General features: G+C 61.8%; 13 protein-coding genes. 3 read left to right on the top strand and 10 right to left on the bottom strand.

What is annotated here, in order from left to right:
• Positions 1 to 197: 197 nt before the first annotated feature.
• From LDN90_RS04775 to LDN90_RS04765, 3 genes are all read right to left on the bottom strand, one after another.
• Positions 198 to 1,220 carry a Gfo/Idh/MocA family oxidoreductase gene (locus tag LDN90_RS04775; protein ID WP_223949240.1) on the bottom strand — a complete coding sequence of 341 codons (1,023 nt, stop codon included), beginning with the start codon at positions 1,218 to 1,220 and terminating at the stop codon, positions 198 to 200.
• An 85-nt stretch (positions 1,221 to 1,305) separates the two neighbouring features.
• Positions 1,306 to 2,325, bottom strand: a complete 1,020-nt coding sequence (locus LDN90_RS04770) for a sugar phosphate isomerase/epimerase (protein ID WP_223948119.1) — start codon at positions 2,323 to 2,325, stop codon at positions 1,306 to 1,308.
• A complete protein-coding gene (locus tag LDN90_RS04765) occupies positions 2,322 to 3,509 on the bottom strand; it encodes a Gfo/Idh/MocA family oxidoreductase (protein WP_223948118.1) in 1,188 nt (395 codons plus the stop codon). Before LDN90_RS04765 ends, LDN90_RS04770 begins: the two co-directional genes overlap by 4 nt.
• A 153-nt stretch (positions 3,510 to 3,662) precedes the next feature.
• Between LDN90_RS04765 and LDN90_RS04760 the strand changes: the two genes are divergently transcribed.
• Positions 3,663 to 4,670, top strand: coding sequence for a LacI family DNA-binding transcriptional regulator (locus LDN90_RS04760; protein ID WP_223949239.1), 1,008 nt, complete (start codon positions 3,663 to 3,665; stop codon positions 4,668 to 4,670).
• A 108-nt stretch (positions 4,671 to 4,778) separates the two neighbouring features.
• On the opposite strand, the gene LDN90_RS04755 is transcribed toward LDN90_RS04760, so the two are convergent.
• The 3 genes from LDN90_RS04755 to LDN90_RS04745 all read right to left on the bottom strand — a co-directional run bounded on the left by LDN90_RS04755 (position 4,779) and on the right by LDN90_RS04745 (position 7,836).
• Positions 4,779 to 5,705 carry an ATP-binding cassette domain-containing protein gene (locus LDN90_RS04755; RefSeq protein WP_216926080.1) on the bottom strand — a complete coding sequence of 309 codons (927 nt, stop codon included), beginning with the start codon at positions 5,703 to 5,705 and terminating at the stop codon, positions 4,779 to 4,781.
• Positions 5,706 to 5,717: 12 nt separating this feature from the next.
• Positions 5,718 to 6,776: an ABC transporter permease gene (locus LDN90_RS04750; RefSeq protein ID WP_216926079.1), complete on the bottom strand. Its 1,059-nt coding sequence runs from the start codon at positions 6,774 to 6,776 to the stop codon at positions 5,718 to 5,720.
• Between the two features lie 64 nt (positions 6,777 to 6,840).
• Positions 6,841 to 7,836: a substrate-binding domain-containing protein gene (locus tag LDN90_RS04745; RefSeq protein WP_216926078.1), complete on the bottom strand. Its 996-nt coding sequence runs from the start codon at positions 7,834 to 7,836 to the stop codon at positions 6,841 to 6,843.
• A 308-nt stretch (positions 7,837 to 8,144) separates the two neighbouring features.
• On the opposite strand from LDN90_RS04745, the gene LDN90_RS04740 reads away from it, so the two are divergent.
• Positions 8,145 to 8,885: a GntR family transcriptional regulator gene (locus LDN90_RS04740; protein ID WP_216926077.1), complete on the top strand. Its 741-nt coding sequence runs from the start codon at positions 8,145 to 8,147 to the stop codon at positions 8,883 to 8,885.
• Between the two features lie 17 nt (positions 8,886 to 8,902).
• The gene (iolB, locus tag LDN90_RS04735; protein ID WP_223948117.1) at positions 8,903 to 9,796 is read left to right on the top strand and encodes a 5-deoxy-glucuronate isomerase; all 894 of its coding nucleotides are present in this window, start codon (positions 8,903 to 8,905) and stop codon (positions 9,794 to 9,796) included.
• Between the two features lie 61 nt (positions 9,797 to 9,857).
• Here iolB and LDN90_RS04730 read toward each other — a convergent pair whose 3' ends face one another.
• Genes LDN90_RS04730 through LDN90_RS04715 form a run of 4 tightly spaced genes read right to left on the bottom strand, consistent with a single transcriptional unit; the run spans position 9,858 to position 14,251 of the window.
• The gene (locus LDN90_RS04730) at positions 9,858 to 10,730 is read right to left on the bottom strand and encodes a sugar phosphate isomerase/epimerase (protein WP_223948115.1); all 873 of its coding nucleotides are present in this window, start codon (positions 10,728 to 10,730) and stop codon (positions 9,858 to 9,860) included.
• 10 nt (positions 10,731 to 10,740) lie between these two features.
• Positions 10,741 to 11,754 (bottom strand): Gfo/Idh/MocA family oxidoreductase, encoded by a 1,014-nt coding sequence (locus tag LDN90_RS04725; RefSeq protein WP_216926074.1) that lies wholly within the window; start codon positions 11,752 to 11,754, stop codon positions 10,741 to 10,743.
• A gap of 51 nt (positions 11,755 to 11,805) precedes the next feature.
• Positions 11,806 to 12,723: a sugar phosphate isomerase/epimerase gene (locus LDN90_RS04720; protein WP_216926073.1), complete on the bottom strand. Its 918-nt coding sequence runs from the start codon at positions 12,721 to 12,723 to the stop codon at positions 11,806 to 11,808.
• A gap of 16 nt (positions 12,724 to 12,739) precedes the next feature.
• Positions 12,740 to 14,251: a CoA-acylating methylmalonate-semialdehyde dehydrogenase gene (locus LDN90_RS04715; protein ID WP_223948114.1), complete on the bottom strand. Its 1,512-nt coding sequence runs from the start codon at positions 14,249 to 14,251 to the stop codon at positions 12,740 to 12,742.
• Positions 14,252 to 14,290 lie beyond the last annotated feature (39 nt).

Below are 14,290 nucleotides of genomic sequence, written 5' to 3'. Positions count from 1 at the left end.
TCTGACCGGTCTTCTCTCACATCGAAGCCCTTTCTGGCCGTTCTTCTCTCACGTCCCGCGCGCGGTAGGTCCCGACGTCGGCACCCAAGTCAGGTGCCGGCGTCGTGGCTTTCCTGAAACAAGGGAGAGAGGAATGCCGATAATCCCGCAGGATGTGAGAGAAGATCAGGAAAAAAGCCGCAGGATGTGAGAGAAGATCAGGGGGCGACGCGGACGGGGACGCCGGTTTCGAGGGATTCCTGGGCGGCGTCGGCCACCTTGGAAGCAGCGACGGCGTCTTCGGGTGTGCACGGATTCTTGCGTTCGCCGAGGACCAACTCCACAAAGGCAGCCATCTCGGAGCGGTATGCCTGGTCGAAGCGTTCGGCAAAGGTCTTATGGGAGATCCCTGACGGGAAGGCAACCCCTGGCTCAGCTGAACGGACCGCCATCTGTTCATCCATGCCCACCACCACCGAGCCATCAGAGCCCTGGAGTTCCAGCCGGACATCATGCCCGGCCCCGTTGTATCGGCTGGCGGAGACCGTACCTACCGTGCCGTCGTCGAACGTAACTACCGCCAAGGCTGTATCGACGTCGCCCACCTCACCGATTGCGGGGTCGCCATTGTTGGATCCCTTGGCATAGACCTCCACGATTTCCTTGCCCGTGAGCCAGCGAAGGATGTCGAAATCGTGCACGGAGCAATCCCGGAAGAGTCCGCCGGAGGTTGCCAGGAACTGGACAGGCGGCGGGGTCATGTCGCATGTGAGGGCGCGGACGGAGTGGATCCAGCCCAATTCCCCGGCTTCATAGGCCCGCTTGGCTTCCAGATAGCCGGCATCGAATCGGCGTTGGTGGCCGATCTGCACGGTTCCGCCTTTCTCCCGGATGTACTCCAGGACAGGCAGGGACTGGGCAACATTCACAGCCACCGGCTTCTCGCAGAACACCGGAATTCCGGCATCTACGCCGGCGCGGATGAAGTCCGGGTGTGTCGCCGTGCCGGTGGCGATCACCAGTCCATCCACACCCGAGGAGATCAGCTCAGCCACCGACCCCACAAATTCCGCCTCAAATTCGGCGGCCACGGATCGGGCGTGTTCCTCCGCCACATCGGTCAGCTTGAGTTGGACCTGGACACCCTCCGGGTTCAGGACTTGGTTGAGCGCGCTGATGTTCTTGGCGTGCATTACGCCAATCCGGCCGACACCCACAAGGCCGAGGGTCACTTGCTTCATCATTATCTGTCTCCGTCAGTGCAGCAGAAGTTGAGTCTTAAAGAGGGATTCTTGAGGCGACACTAAACCTTGTCAGTTTGTCCTGTCAATTAGCACTAGCGGTAGAAGCCTTCAGTGCCGCGTCGGCATCCTTAAGGACCTTTGCCGCAACTTCAAGTCCTTCGATGCGGCCCAGGGAAACGTCCTCGTGTTCGATGTTCACCAGCATGTCGGGATCAACCTCATGGAGGGCCCGGAGGAACTCTGTCCAAAAGGCCGTATCGTGTCCACGGCCCAAGGCCACAAAGTCCCAGGCCGAGTTCCTGGGCCATTCGTTCGCCCACTCGTCGCCGCCCAGGTTGGTGCGGTTTTCCTCGGCTGAGAGTCGTCGGAAGCTGTTGTCCAATACTCCGTACAGGGCAGCGTTGTCCTTGTTCACGCGGACGTCCTTCGCGGCCGCTTGGAACACCAAAGGGCCAAGTTCGCGGACCACGGCTACGGGGTCCATCTGCTGCCAGAACAGGTGCGAAGCGTCCAACTCGACCCCAACATGCGTGGCTCCGGTGAGCTCGACGAGCTTGTAGACATCAGCGGTGTTGAAGACGAGGTTCTGAGGGTGCAGTTCAAGCGCCACTTTGACGCCATGGCCAGCGGCGAGGCGGTCCATTTCCTTCCAAAACTTTGCCGCCACGCCCCACTGGTAATCCAGCACGTCCAAGGCGGCGGAGTTCCAGGCATTGACTACCCAGTTGACGATGCTCGCCCCAGGCTCGCCCCCAGGAAGGCCGGACATGGTTACCACCCGGTCCTGTCCGAGGCGGTGGGCGAGGCGAATGGAACGGCGGATGTCTTCGGCATGCTTCTCACCGATTTCCCGCTTCGGATGCAGTGGATTGCCGTTGCAGTTCAGGCCAGCGATGGAAACGCCGGTGCCCTCGAAGATCTCCAGGTAGTCGTCGCGCGCTGCGTCGCTTTCCAGAATCTCGTCAAAGGTGGGGACGTGCACGGCGGGCAGGAACCCGCCGGTGTTGATCTCGATGCCCGTGAGGCCCAGATCGGCAATGACCTTCAGTGCTTCCGGGAGCGGACGGTCGTGGAGGATCGCGTTGTAGACGCCGAGTTTCATAGCGTGATCTTCTTTCCGTTGTTCAGGGCGGATTCAGTGACGGCACTGAGGAGTTCCATGTTGCGGACACCTTCATCGAAGGTGGCACAGCGGGGCAGGGATGCCTCTTCGCCAAGGCCTGCGACCTCTTCGAGGAATGCCCGGGCCTGGTAGCCGAAGGCATCGTTCTGGCCGAAGCCAACTTCCGGCGCGTCCATTGCCAGGCCACCGGCGATGTAAGGGTGTCCCGGCCCAAGGGAGACTTGGCGGTAACCGTTCTCATTGCCGGATCCATCATTAAGGAACAGCTGGATCTCGGAGGGGCGGCGCTGATCGAACTTGGCGGCGCCGTTCTCGCAGAAGACCTCGAACTGAAGGCCGTTGGCATGGCCGGCTGCAACCCGGGAGACTTCGAAGCTTCCGGCGCCGTTGGTGAACTCCGCGTTGAAGGCTGCATAGTCGTCATTCTCGACCGCTTCGAACGTGTCGCTGACGGCCACGTGATCGTGACCCATGACGGCGCCCAGCGGAAGGGGCCGCTTGGCAATCGCTGTTGCGAGCCGGCCACCGCTAATTGACTTGATGTCACCGCACAGGAATTCGGATACATACGTCAGGTGACTTCCGACGTCGGCCAGCGCACCGGAGCCGGGCCCGCCCTTGTATCGCCAGCTCATCGGAGCCGAAGGGCTGAAGCCATAGTCGGTCCAGTACCGGCCACTGAAGTGCAGGACGTTCCCGAGAACGCCATTCTGGATGAGATCGCGGATGTAGGCAATGCCCGGGGTGCGGCGGAAGGTGAAGCCGATACGCGCCAGGGTTCCCCCGGCCTCAGCAGCGCGGGCGGCATCTGCCATCGCGCGGGCATCGGCCAAGGTGTCGCTGAGCGGCTTCTCGCACAGCACGTGCTTGCCGGCGGCGAGCAGGCCTTCCACTACCTCCCGGTGCAGCGAGTTGGCGATGACGACGCTGACTACATCAATGTCATCGGCCTCGGCGATTGCCTGCCAGGACGTATCGTTGCGCTCGTATCCAAAGCGCCGCGCAGCCAGGGAACCAAATTCGGCATTCACGTCGCCAATGGAGACGAGGCGGAGCTGTGGCAGTACCGGGCTGTAGAGGGCAGATGCTGTGCGGTACGCGGCAGCATGGGCCTTACCGGCCATGCCTGCACCGATGACGGCGACGCCGAGGCTTTCAGCCATTGATTTCTCCTTTGAAATTTCGCCATGCCATGAGGCATTGAACGACGTTTTGTAGCGCTACAATTTTTGCACTGGGTTTGAGCGTAACTATGTCTATATGTCCTGTCAATCCTTAAGGGACTATCCTCGAGGACAGACACGAAAGGCACACCGATTCCGTTGAACAGCGCACAGACCCGCCGCCCCACCCTCTACGACGTCGCCACCCAGGCCGGAGTCTCGCCGTCGTTGGTTTCACTGTTCCTCAAGGACCCGGGGAGGATCAGCGAAAAGCGTCGGGAGGCCGTCCAAAAGGCCATCCGCGATCTTGGCTATAGGCCCAGCCGCGCTGCTACCACGCTGGCGAGCAGCCGCACCAAAAGCATCGGGCTGGTCATTGACGACTACCGGAACCCCTGGTTTGTAGACCTCCTCCGTGGGATGGAATCCGTCCTTTCAGACCTCGGCTACCAAGTCACGCTCGCGGACTCCAGGCCCGGGGCGAACCGCATCAAGGAAGCCACGGATGGCCTGCTGGCGATGCACGTGGACGCCTTGGTCCTGGCCGCCGAGCCCAGCGAACCAATGCTCGCTGGAACATGGGTCCCCACCGTTGTTGCGGGATGGCGGAACGGCGTCCCGGCAGGTGCAGACCTGATAACCAACGACGACGACCGCGGGGGCATGATGGCAGCGGACCACCTGCTGGCGTTAGGCCACAGCCGCATCGGCCACCTGTCCGGGTCCGACGGCGCGTCCTTCCACCGGCGGGCCGGTTACCAAAGCACGTTGGAGGCTGCCGGCGTCGAAGTCGTGATCGGTGAGAGTGAAGGAACGTCAGAAGAAGACGGGTACGGATCCGCTTGCTGGCTCCTGGATCACCACCCCGGCACCACAGCCATCTTCGCAGCCAACGACACCATGGCGCTAGGCGCGTTCGCCGCCATCAAAGCCCGTGGACTTTCCGTGCCCAACGAAGTTTCGGTGATCGGGTACGACAACTCCCCGTTGGCCAAGTCGCGCTTCCTGGACCTCACATCCATCGATAACCGAAGCGACGTTGTGGGCGTGGACGCAGCGCGAAGGCTCCTTGCCCGTATCGACGATCCGACATTGGAGCCGGAGCGCAAGCTCATCGAACCGACGCTGGTACTCCGCGGCACGACGTCGGCCGTTCGCTAGAGGGAGCCGTTCGCTGGAGCGAGCCGTTCGCTAGAGGGCGCTAGAGGCGCCGGACACGACTCCGCCCGGAGCCACGAGGCGCTCCGGGCAGAAGTCCGCCGAACAAACCTAGTGCCGCTTCGTGGCACTTTCCGGCGCAGCATCAGCCACACCCGCTACTTCGGCCTTGACCTCCTCAAGCGCATCGGAATGCCCACCGAGCTGCTCCAGCTCATGGGCCAACTCCGCGAGTTCTGCACCGCCGGCCATTTGGGCCGTCAGCTCATCCAAGGTGATGTCCTTCTTGTCGTAGTAGCCGATCGACTTGCCGCGCTTGAGCAGCAGGAAGCGGTCACCCACAGGGAAGGCGTGGTGCGGGTTGTGGGTAATGAAGATAACGCCGAGGCCGCGGTCGCGGGCCTGCAGGATGTACCGGAGCACCACGCCGGACTGCTTCACGCCAAGTGCTGCTGTGGGCTCATCCAGGATCAGCACCTTCGCGCCGAAGTACACGGCCCGGGCGATGGCGACACACTGGCGCTCGCCGCCCGAGAGCTGACCGATGGGCTGGTCAACATCACGGAGGTCGATGCCCATCTCGGCCAGTTCCTTCAGCGTGATGTCCTTCATTTTCTGGACATCCATGCTCTTGAACGGACCGAATCCGCTGGTCAGTTCCGAGCCAAGGAAGAAGTTACGCCAGATGGGCATCAGTGGAACCACAGCCAGGTCTTGATACACGGTGGCGATACCGGCGTCGAGGGCGTCCCTTGGCGAATTGAACTTCCGGGCATCACCCATCACCTGAAGGGTGCCTTCGTCGTGCTGGTGCAGGCCCGCGATGATCTTGATCAGCGTTGATTTGCCGGCGCCATTATCGCCCAGGACGCAGGTGACCCGGCCGTTGTCCACCGCCATGGTTACATCGCGCAGGGCGATGATGTTGCCGTAGTGCTTGCCTACTCCCTCGAGCGAAAGCAGGTGCACGGGTGTGTGCGTCAACGGGTCCTTCTCGTTTTTCAGCAATGTCTGCTGGTCGATCTGTTGTGCGTTCATTGTTCCGGCCCCTTACTTGAGCTCTGCCCGGCGCTTGACGATCAGGTTCACGATGGTGGCCAGCAGGAGCATCAAGCCCAGGAAGAACTTGAACCAGTCTGGATTCCATTGTGCGTACACGATGCCCTTGTTGGCCATGCCAAAGATGAAGGCACCGATAGCGCCACCCACGGCCGAGCCGTAGCCGCCTGTCAGGAGGCAACCACCGATGACGGCAGCAATGATGTAGAGGAACTCGTTGCCAACACCTTCACCGGACTGCACGGCATCGAAGGCAAAGAGGTTGTGCATGCCCAGGATCCAGCCGCAGAAACCAACAGCCATGAAGAGGCCGATCTTGGTCTTGGTCACCGGGACGCCAACTGCGCGGGCAGCATTGGCATCACCGCCAACTGCGAAGATCCAGTTGCCAACGCGGGTGCGCAACAGGATCCACGATGCCACTGCCACAAGGATGATCCAGAAGAATACGGTGATCTTGACTTCAACGCCGCCGATGCTGACGGAGGAGGCGAATACCGCTCGTGCCGATTCGAACCCGTCCAGCTTGGAGATCGACGGCGAGGAGACGCTGCCACCGATAAGGCGGGTCAGTGCCAGATTGAGGCCGGTCAGCATGAGGAAGGTCGCCAGGGTGACGATGAAGCTCGGAAGTTTGGTCTTGACGAGAATCCAGCCGTTGATGAATCCAATGCCCAGCGAGACAACCAGTGCCAAAGTGACACCCACCCATGCATTCAGTGAGAAGTTCCAGCTGAAGAGCGAGGCGGTCAGTGCGGAGGAGATCACGGCCACACCCGTGGAGAGGTCGAACTCACCGCCGATCATCAGCAGGGAAACCCCTACCGCCATGATGCCAATGGTCGAGGAACCGTAGAGCACGGTGGCGAGCGCGTTCGGCTGCGTAAACGTCTGGGAAACAGACGCGAAGAAGATGAAAAGGACAACCGCTCCGACCAGTGCACCGACTTCGGGCCTCGCCAGGAACTTTTGGACCGGACTACGGCGTCCGACCCGTTCGTCGCCAGGGGCCGAAGCCCCCGCCGGCGGCAGAGTTGTTGTATTTGCCATAGGAATGACTCCTTGTTGGTCAGGCTGCGCGGCGGTTCCCCGCCGCGCAGCCGGATGCCTGGATCTAGCGGACGCCTTGCTGGGCGAATTTGAGGACATCGGCGGCGTTGGCCTTGTCCACGATGGTCGGGCCGGTCAGGACGGGCTGGCCGCCGCCGATCTTAAAGCCGCCGCGCTTTGCCTGCCACAGGGCATCAACGGACATGTAGCCCTGAAGCCATGGCTGCTGGTCAACCGTGAAGATCACTTGGCCGTCTACGATCTTTTGGGCGAGATCGGCATTGAGGTCGAAGCTGGCCACCTTGGCCGAACTGCTGGCGTCGGTGACGGACTTGAGCAGGGTGAGGGTGATGGGGGCGCCGAGACCGATGATCACATCGGCATCTTTGGACGCCTGGAGTTTCGCTGTGGCCGTTGACTGGACCGCGGTCATGTCCTTGCCATCGACGTAGAGGATCTCCGTTGCCGGCACCTTGGCCTTCACACCGGCGCAGCGTGCTTCCAGGCCCACATGGCCCTGCTGCTGGATGACGCAAACGGGGTGCTTGTAGCCTTCTGCAGCGAGCCGGGTGCCCACCGCCTCGCCTGCAAGCTGCTCATTCGATCCGAAGTGCGTGAAAGCGCCCAGCTGGCTGGATACGGATTCACCCGCGTTGAGGCTCACAACGGGGATACCCGCAGCGGTGGCCTTTTTCAGGACATCCTTCAAGGCGTCCGGGGTTGCCAGTGTGACAGCAATGCCGTCCACCTTCTGATCAATGGCCTGCTGAACAAGCTGGGCCTGGCGTCCGGCTTCGGGATCGCTGGTGTACAGGAGTTCTACGTTGTCCTTGCTCGATGCTTCCTCTGCGCCCTTGCGGACGATATCCCAGAAGGTGTCCCCAGCTGCTGCGTGCGTAATGAGGGCCACCTTGATGCGTGCAGTGCTGGCTGCCTGCCCGGCGCCTGCACCTCCCCCGGAATCTGCCGGTTTGCCGCCCTGGCTCGAACAGGCGCTCAGGGCCACCAATGGAACCACTGCTGCGACGACCGCCGCTTTGCGCCACGAGAATTTTGCCACCGTTATCTCCTTTGATGTCAGCTTCGGGCGTCCGGGGACTCGTGCCCGGATCGCCTGCTACCTCGATCATGGTGACTCGCCTCACACTTTGTCAATACTTTGTCCTGACATTAGAATGTTTTGACGTAAGTTCCTCGAGTAGATGCCGCCACCACATGCCTGGAAGTCACTTCCTTGACCAGCCCAGCACGGCTGCTATTATCAGAAAAAACCAGTATGTCCTATCAAGAGAACATGAGCGGACATACTCATCCATCCGACCGGGCTACTGATTCCTTGGCCGGGCTTCCGCAGGCTAGGAGAAACCAGTGGCGAACCAACTCAGCCTCAGCATCGACCGTTCGTCCCCGGTGCCGCTCTATCACCAAGTGGTCCAGGGAATCGAAGCCGCCATCCACAGCGGCGTCCTGGAACCGGGCAGCCGGTTGGACAACGAAATCGACCTTGCTGCACAGCTCAACCTGTCCCGCCCCACCATGCGAAAGGCCATGGACGAACTGGTCCGCTCGGGCCTCCTGGTCCGTAAGCGCGGCGTTGGCACGCAGGTGGTTTCAAGCCAGGTCCGGCGGCCGCTGGAGCTCTCAAGCCTTTTCGATGACCTCAGTAATAACGGCAAGAAGCCCACCACGGATGTGCTTAGCTTCTCCCACGTGGAGGCCGATGCCGCCACACTCACCGCGCTTCAGCTGCCGGCCGGGTCCAAGGTCTACCACTTCACCCGCCTCCGCAAAGTTGGCGGCAAGCCCCTGGCGCTCATGGAGAACTGGGTCCGTGACGACATCACCAGCATGGACGAAGCCCAGCTCTCCAGCGAGGGACTCTATTCCATCCTTCGACGCGGCGGCGTGAATTTCCGATTGGCATCCCAGCGCATCGGCGCCATGATCGCCAATGACTACCAGGCTCCCCTCCTCGAGGCCGAAGTTGGTTCGGCCCTGGTCACCATGGAACGCACTGCGGTGGACGACACCGGACGCATGGTTGAAACGGGCCACCACGTCTACCGCGCCGATTCCTACAGCTTTGAAATGACACTCGTACAGCGCTAACGCAAGGACACAAATTTATGGCCAACTGGGTCTACCCGCTGGGAACAGCCACTGACGGCAAATGGGACATCTCGCTCGGCACTTCCGATTCCACCCTCGCGATCGACGGCTGGGCCCATACGGGACTGAAGGTTGCGACGCTCGGACCTGGTGCCGCCGTCGAGCTTCCTGCCGCTGGGGAGGAACGCATTGTGGTTCCGCTGAGTGGTTCGTTTACCGTAACGGTCGACGACGACGCGTACAGCCTCGCGGGCCGGCATTCGGTTTTCCACGGGCCAAGTGACGTCCTGTACACGGGTATCAACAGGGCCGTCACCATCAGTTCGCACGACGGCGGAAGGGTGGCGGTCGCGACCGCACCGGCGAAGGCCGGCTACCCTACCCGCCTGGTCACGGCAGCCGAGACCCCCGTAGAGCTGCGTGGGGCGGGCAACTGCTCCCGGCAGGTCCACAACTTCGGCACACCGGCGGCGCTGGAAGCTGATCGCTTTATTGTTTGCGAGGTCATCACACCTGCCGGCAATTGGTCCTCCTACCCTCCCCACAAGCACGACGAGGAGAAGGAAGGCGAGACAAGCCTGGAGGAGATCTACTACTTCGAAACGCGCGTCGCCCCGGACTCCCCTGCCCCTGCGGACTCAGACGCAATAGGCTACGCCCGCGTCTACGCCTCCGATGACCGGCCCATCGATGTCTCAGCGGAGGTCCGCACCGGTGACGTGGTGTTGGTCCCCTACGGCTGGCACGGACCGGCGATGGCAGCCCCGGGCTATGACCTCTACTACCTGAACGTCATGGCAGGCCCCGGACGCGTACGCGACTGGCTCATCAGCGATGACCCCCACCACGGCTGGATCCGCCAGACCTGGGACGCCCAGGGCGTGGACCCGAGGCTCCCGTTTACCGCCTGACGCATCGATGACAGAATGCCCCTGTGATTCTCGGTCACAGGGGCATTCTTGGTGTTGAGCGCTATTTGGCTTGGGCGATGTAATCGTTCATCGTCTTGAGCTGGTACCTGGAAACGTCCTCGGCATTCTCGTCCTCTGCGAACACCGAAGAAACCATGACGGTGTTCTCCTTGTCCAGGAATCCGATCTCCTTCAAGCCGCCGAAGAACTCGTCCCAGTTCACATCCCCATCACCGATCTTGAGGTGCTGGTGGACGCGGACAGCGTTGCCCGGCGGGTTGGTGATGTACCTGAGTCCGTGTGAGGCGTGGTGGTTCATCGTGTCAGAGACGTGCACCAGGCGGAGCTTGTCGCCGGCCGCCCGCATGATCTCCAACGGCTTGTTGCCCATATGGAAGGTGTGGGAGGCAACGTAAACCATGCCGATGTTCGGGGAGTTCACGCCCCGGATCACGCGCAGCGCAGCCAGTCCGTCTTCCACGAAGTCGTCCGGGTGCGGATCGATGAGCACATCCATGTCTTCGCGTTCGATGATCGGCAGCAGTTCCTCCATGGAGCGGTAGAAGGCGCGTTCAGACTCCTCAGCCTTCTCCGGACGGCCGCTGAACTCCGTGTTCATGGTCTGAACGCCGAGGTCTACGGCGATCTGGATGGCCCGCTTCCAGTAGCGGACCGCAGCTTCCCGGGCGTCCTCATCGGGTCCGGACCACCGCAGGACCGGCAGGACGGAGGCGATTTCGACGCCGGCGTCCTTACACGCTGCCTTCAGCTTGCCCACAAACTCGTCATCAGCCTTCGGGTGGTTGAAGAACGGGATGAGGTCCGCGTGAGGCGTCATCTGCAGGTACTTGTAGCCAAGATCTGCTGCCACGCGCGGGAACTCGAGCAGCGTGTGGCTGTGGTGGAACGGAGTGGGGTCAAGGGCAATCTTCATGTCAGTGCCCCTACTTGTAGAGATCAGGCTTGGTGTTCAACTGCACCTTGACCTTCTCGCCCGATTTCTGTGCCTCGACTCCGGCCTCGCAGCAAGCAGCGGTGGCATAACCGTCCCAGGCGGTGGGACCGCCGATTTCGCCGCGAAGGGCGGCATCAACCCACGCCTGGATCTCGACGTCGTACGCTGCTCCGAAGCGCTCCTCAAAGCCCGGAGTGACGCTGCCGCCCCACTTACCAGCGGACTGGATGTACGGGCCGCTGTCACCGCCGATGCTCACGATGCCATCCTCGAAGGACGCCTGAGTGGCAACCTGGTAGCCGAACTTGGCGTTGACGTAAATCTCGACGTCGGCCAACACGCCCGATTCAGTTTCAAGCAGCACATGCTGGGGGTCGTGCTGGCCATTGGGGGCGTTGCGCGTGGGCTTACCCAAGCGGACCTGCACTGAGGTAATTTCCTCGCCGGTGAAGTAACGGATGGCGTCGAACTCATGGACCACGGAGTCGTTGATCAGCATCTCGTTGGTGAAGCCTTCAGGCGTGCTTGGGTTGCGGTGCTGGTGGTGCAGCATCAACAGTTCCCCCAATTCACTGTTGCGGATGATCGAACCCAGTGCCGAGTACTCGGCATCAAAGCGGCGCATGAAACCCACCTGAATGCGCTTGTGGCCCAATGCCAGTTCAGCCTGGACAACCTTCCACGCGCTTTCCGCATCCGGTGTCAGCGGCTTCTCACAGAGGATCGGGAAGTCCTTCTCCAACGCCTTGTACAGGATTTCCTCGTGCAGGAAGCCCGGCGTGGCGATCAGGACGGCGTTAACGTCTCCATTGTTCAGCGCCTCATCGGCACTGGACAGCGCCGCAGCGCCGTCGATTCCTTCAATGGCAGCCTGCGCGCGGGCAAGATCAACATCGACGACGGCGGCTACTTCAGCGCCGTGGATGCGGGTGCTCAGGCGCTTGATGTGGTCGGCACCCATGCGGCCTGCGCCGATGACGGCAACGCGGAGAATCTTTGTCACTTTTCTATCCTTCGTGAGGTTGGTTCTAGTTACTGGACCAGCGTGCGGGAGCTACTGGACCCGCGTGCGGGAGCCGCAGGAAAGCAGGTAGTTGCGTGTTCGCTTGGCGATGGGCATCGGTACATCGAACGCTACCGGGTACATGTCCTGCTCCACGATGCCGAAGATCGGCCGGTTGAGGCCTTCCACAGCTTCAATAACAGCGCGCAGGTCCGGGAGGCCGTTCGGCGGCTCGGTCATGACGCCGGCGAGGTTGGCAGCAGCCCAGGTCATATTCTTCTCGTTGACCTCCGCAAGGATCTCGGGGTTGATCTGCTTGAGGTGCAGGTAGCCGATCCTGTCCGGGTAATTCTTGATGAGCTCCAGGCTGGAAGCGCCACAGTACTCCGCGTGGCCCGTGTCCAGGCATAGGTTCAGGTATTGCGGATCCGTTGCGGCCAAGAGGGTTTCGATGTCCTGTTGCGCGCCAACGTGCGAGTCAGCGTGGGAGTGGAACTGCTGGTGCAGCCCAAAGTCCTCCAACAGGACCTTGCCCATCCGGTTGTGGCCTGCGAAGAGATCAGCCCACTGCTCGTCGGTCAGTTCGCCGTTCTCTACGGCCTCGCCCGTGACGTCGTCCCGCCACATCGCGGGGATAACCACAATGTGTTCACCACCCATGGCCGCAGTCAGTTCGGCCACCTTGCGTGCCGGTTCCCAGGCCTCGTCGTACTGCTTGGCACCACGGTGGAAGGCCGTGAACACCGTTCCGGCAGTGACCTTGAGATCGCGCTGCTTGAGCTCTTCTGCCAGCCGGGTGGGGTCGTTCGGCAGGTAGCCGTAGGGACCCAGTTCAATCCATTTGTAGCCGGATTCAGCTACCTCATCCAGGAACCGTTCCCACGGAGTCTGCTGGGGGTCATCGGCAAACCACACGCCCCACGAGTCAGGGGCGGTGCCGATGATGAGCTTGTTCTCGACGTCAGTCATGACAGCAGTATCTTTCTCAGTTGGAGGGGAAGTTGTAGGAGGCGCCGGAGGCGTGGGTGGGTTCGGGCCAGCGGGAGGTGATGACTTTGCCGCGGGTGTAGAAGGACACGCCTTCGGGGCCGTAGATGTGTTTGTCGCCGAAGAGGGAGTTCTTCCAGCCGCCGAAGGAGTGGTAAGCCACCGGGACGGGCAGGGGCACGTTGATGCCGACCATGCCCACGGTCACGGAGCGCTGGAACTTCCTTGCTGCGGCGCCGGAGGAGGTGAAGATCGCGGTGCCGTTGCCGTACGGGTTGGCATTGATCAGCGCGATGCCCTCCTCGAGGGTGTCCACGCGGACCACCACCAGCACGGGCCCGAAGATCTCCTCGGTGTAGGCGCTCATTTCGGTGCTGACCTGATCGATCACGGTGGGGCCAACCCAGAAGCCCTCTTCGTGGCCGGGGACGACGAGGTCGCGGCCGTCCACCACCATCGCAGCGCCAGCCTGCTCTGCTTCGGTGACGATCCGTTCGATGCGTTCCTTGGAGGCCGGGGTGATGACCGGACCCATCTCCGCACCGGGCACTGTGCCGTTGTTGACCTTCACAGCCAGGGCACGTTCCTGGACCTTCTTCACCAGCAAATCAGCCGCGTCCCCGACAGCGACAGCGACGGAGATCGCCATGCACCGCTCCCCCGCGGAACCGAACGCCGCGGCGGCGAGGTGGTCAGCTGCGTTGTCCAGGTCAGCGTCCGGAAGCACGATCGCGTGGTTCTTCGCCCCGCCCAGGGCCTGGACCCGCTTGCCGTGCTTCGTGGCGGTTTCGTGGACGTACTGCGCAATCGGGGTCGACCCAACAAAGGAAATACCGTCCACATCCGGGTGCGTCAGGAGCCCGTCAACGGTTTCCTTCCCGCCATGCAGGACCTGGAACACCCCATCAGGCAAACCGGCCTGCTTCCACAGCTTCGCGAGCAACATCGGTGCGGACGGGTCCCGCTCGGAGGGTTTGAGGATGAACGCGTTACCCGTGGCGATCGCCATCGGAGCCATCCACAACGGCACCATCACCGGGAAGTTGAACGGGGTAATACCAGCAACCACGCCCAGGGGTTCACGGAAGGAAAACACATCAATGCCGGTGGAGACCTGGTCCGAGTAGTCACCCTTGAGCAGGGACGGGATGCCGCAGGCGAACTCGATCACTTCCAGACCACGGCCAATCTCACCCTTCGCGTCGGAGAGGACCTTGCCGTGCTCGGCCGTGATCAACTCGGCCAACTCGTCCACGTGCGCGGCGACCAGTTCACGGAACTTGAACAACACGCCCGTGCGCTTGGCCAGGGAAATATCACCCCAAGACTCGGCAGCCTTCTTCGCCGCAGCCACCGCAGTGTCCAGGTCAGCCTCATTCGCCAGGCGCAACTCCGCCGTGACCTGCCCAGTAGCCGGGTTGTACACGGGCCGGGTCTGTTCCCCCACCCCCGTGGACTCGGCTCCATTGATGAAGTGGTTAATGGTGGTCAGTGTGGTCGTCGTCGACATATGCGGACTTCCTTTGGTCTGTAGCTTGAAAGGCTGGGG

Source organism: Arthrobacter sp. NtRootA1 (genome assembly GCF_019976975.1).
Lineage (GTDB): Bacteria > Actinomycetota > Actinomycetes > Actinomycetales > Micrococcaceae > Arthrobacter > Arthrobacter aromaticivorans.
This window is presented reverse-complemented; position numbering and strand designations above follow the sequence as displayed.

What these genes read in the sequence shown, in the direction of transcription:
- LDN90_RS04775 (WP_223949240.1), bottom strand. Translation starts at nt 1,220, where the DNA reads ATGAAGCAAGTGACCCTCGGCCTTGTGGGTGTCGGCCGGATTGGCGTA.
- LDN90_RS04770 (WP_223948119.1), bottom strand. Translation starts at nt 2,325, where the DNA reads ATGAAACTCGGCGTCTACAACGCGATCCTCCACGACCGTCCGCTCCCG.
- LDN90_RS04765 (WP_223948118.1), bottom strand. Translation starts at nt 3,509, where the DNA reads ATGGCTGAAAGCCTCGGCGTCGCCGTCATCGGTGCAGGCATGGCCGGT.
- LDN90_RS04755 (WP_216926080.1), bottom strand. Translation starts at nt 5,705, where the DNA reads ATGAACGCACAACAGATCGACCAGCAGACATTGCTGAAAAACGAGAAG.
- LDN90_RS04750 (WP_216926079.1), bottom strand. Translation starts at nt 6,776, where the DNA reads ATGGCAAATACAACAACTCTGCCGCCGGCGGGGGCTTCGGCCCCTGGC.
- iolB (WP_223948117.1), top strand. Translation starts at nt 8,903, where the DNA reads ATGGCCAACTGGGTCTACCCGCTGGGAACAGCCACTGACGGCAAATGG.
- LDN90_RS04730 (WP_223948115.1), bottom strand. Translation starts at nt 10,730, where the DNA reads ATGAAGATTGCCCTTGACCCCACTCCGTTCCACCACAGCCACACGCTG.
- LDN90_RS04720 (WP_216926073.1), bottom strand. Translation starts at nt 12,723, where the DNA reads ATGACTGACGTCGAGAACAAGCTCATCATCGGCACCGCCCCTGACTCG.
- LDN90_RS04715 (WP_223948114.1), bottom strand. Translation starts at nt 14,251, where the DNA reads ATGTCGACGACGACCACACTGACCACCATTAACCACTTCATCAATGGA.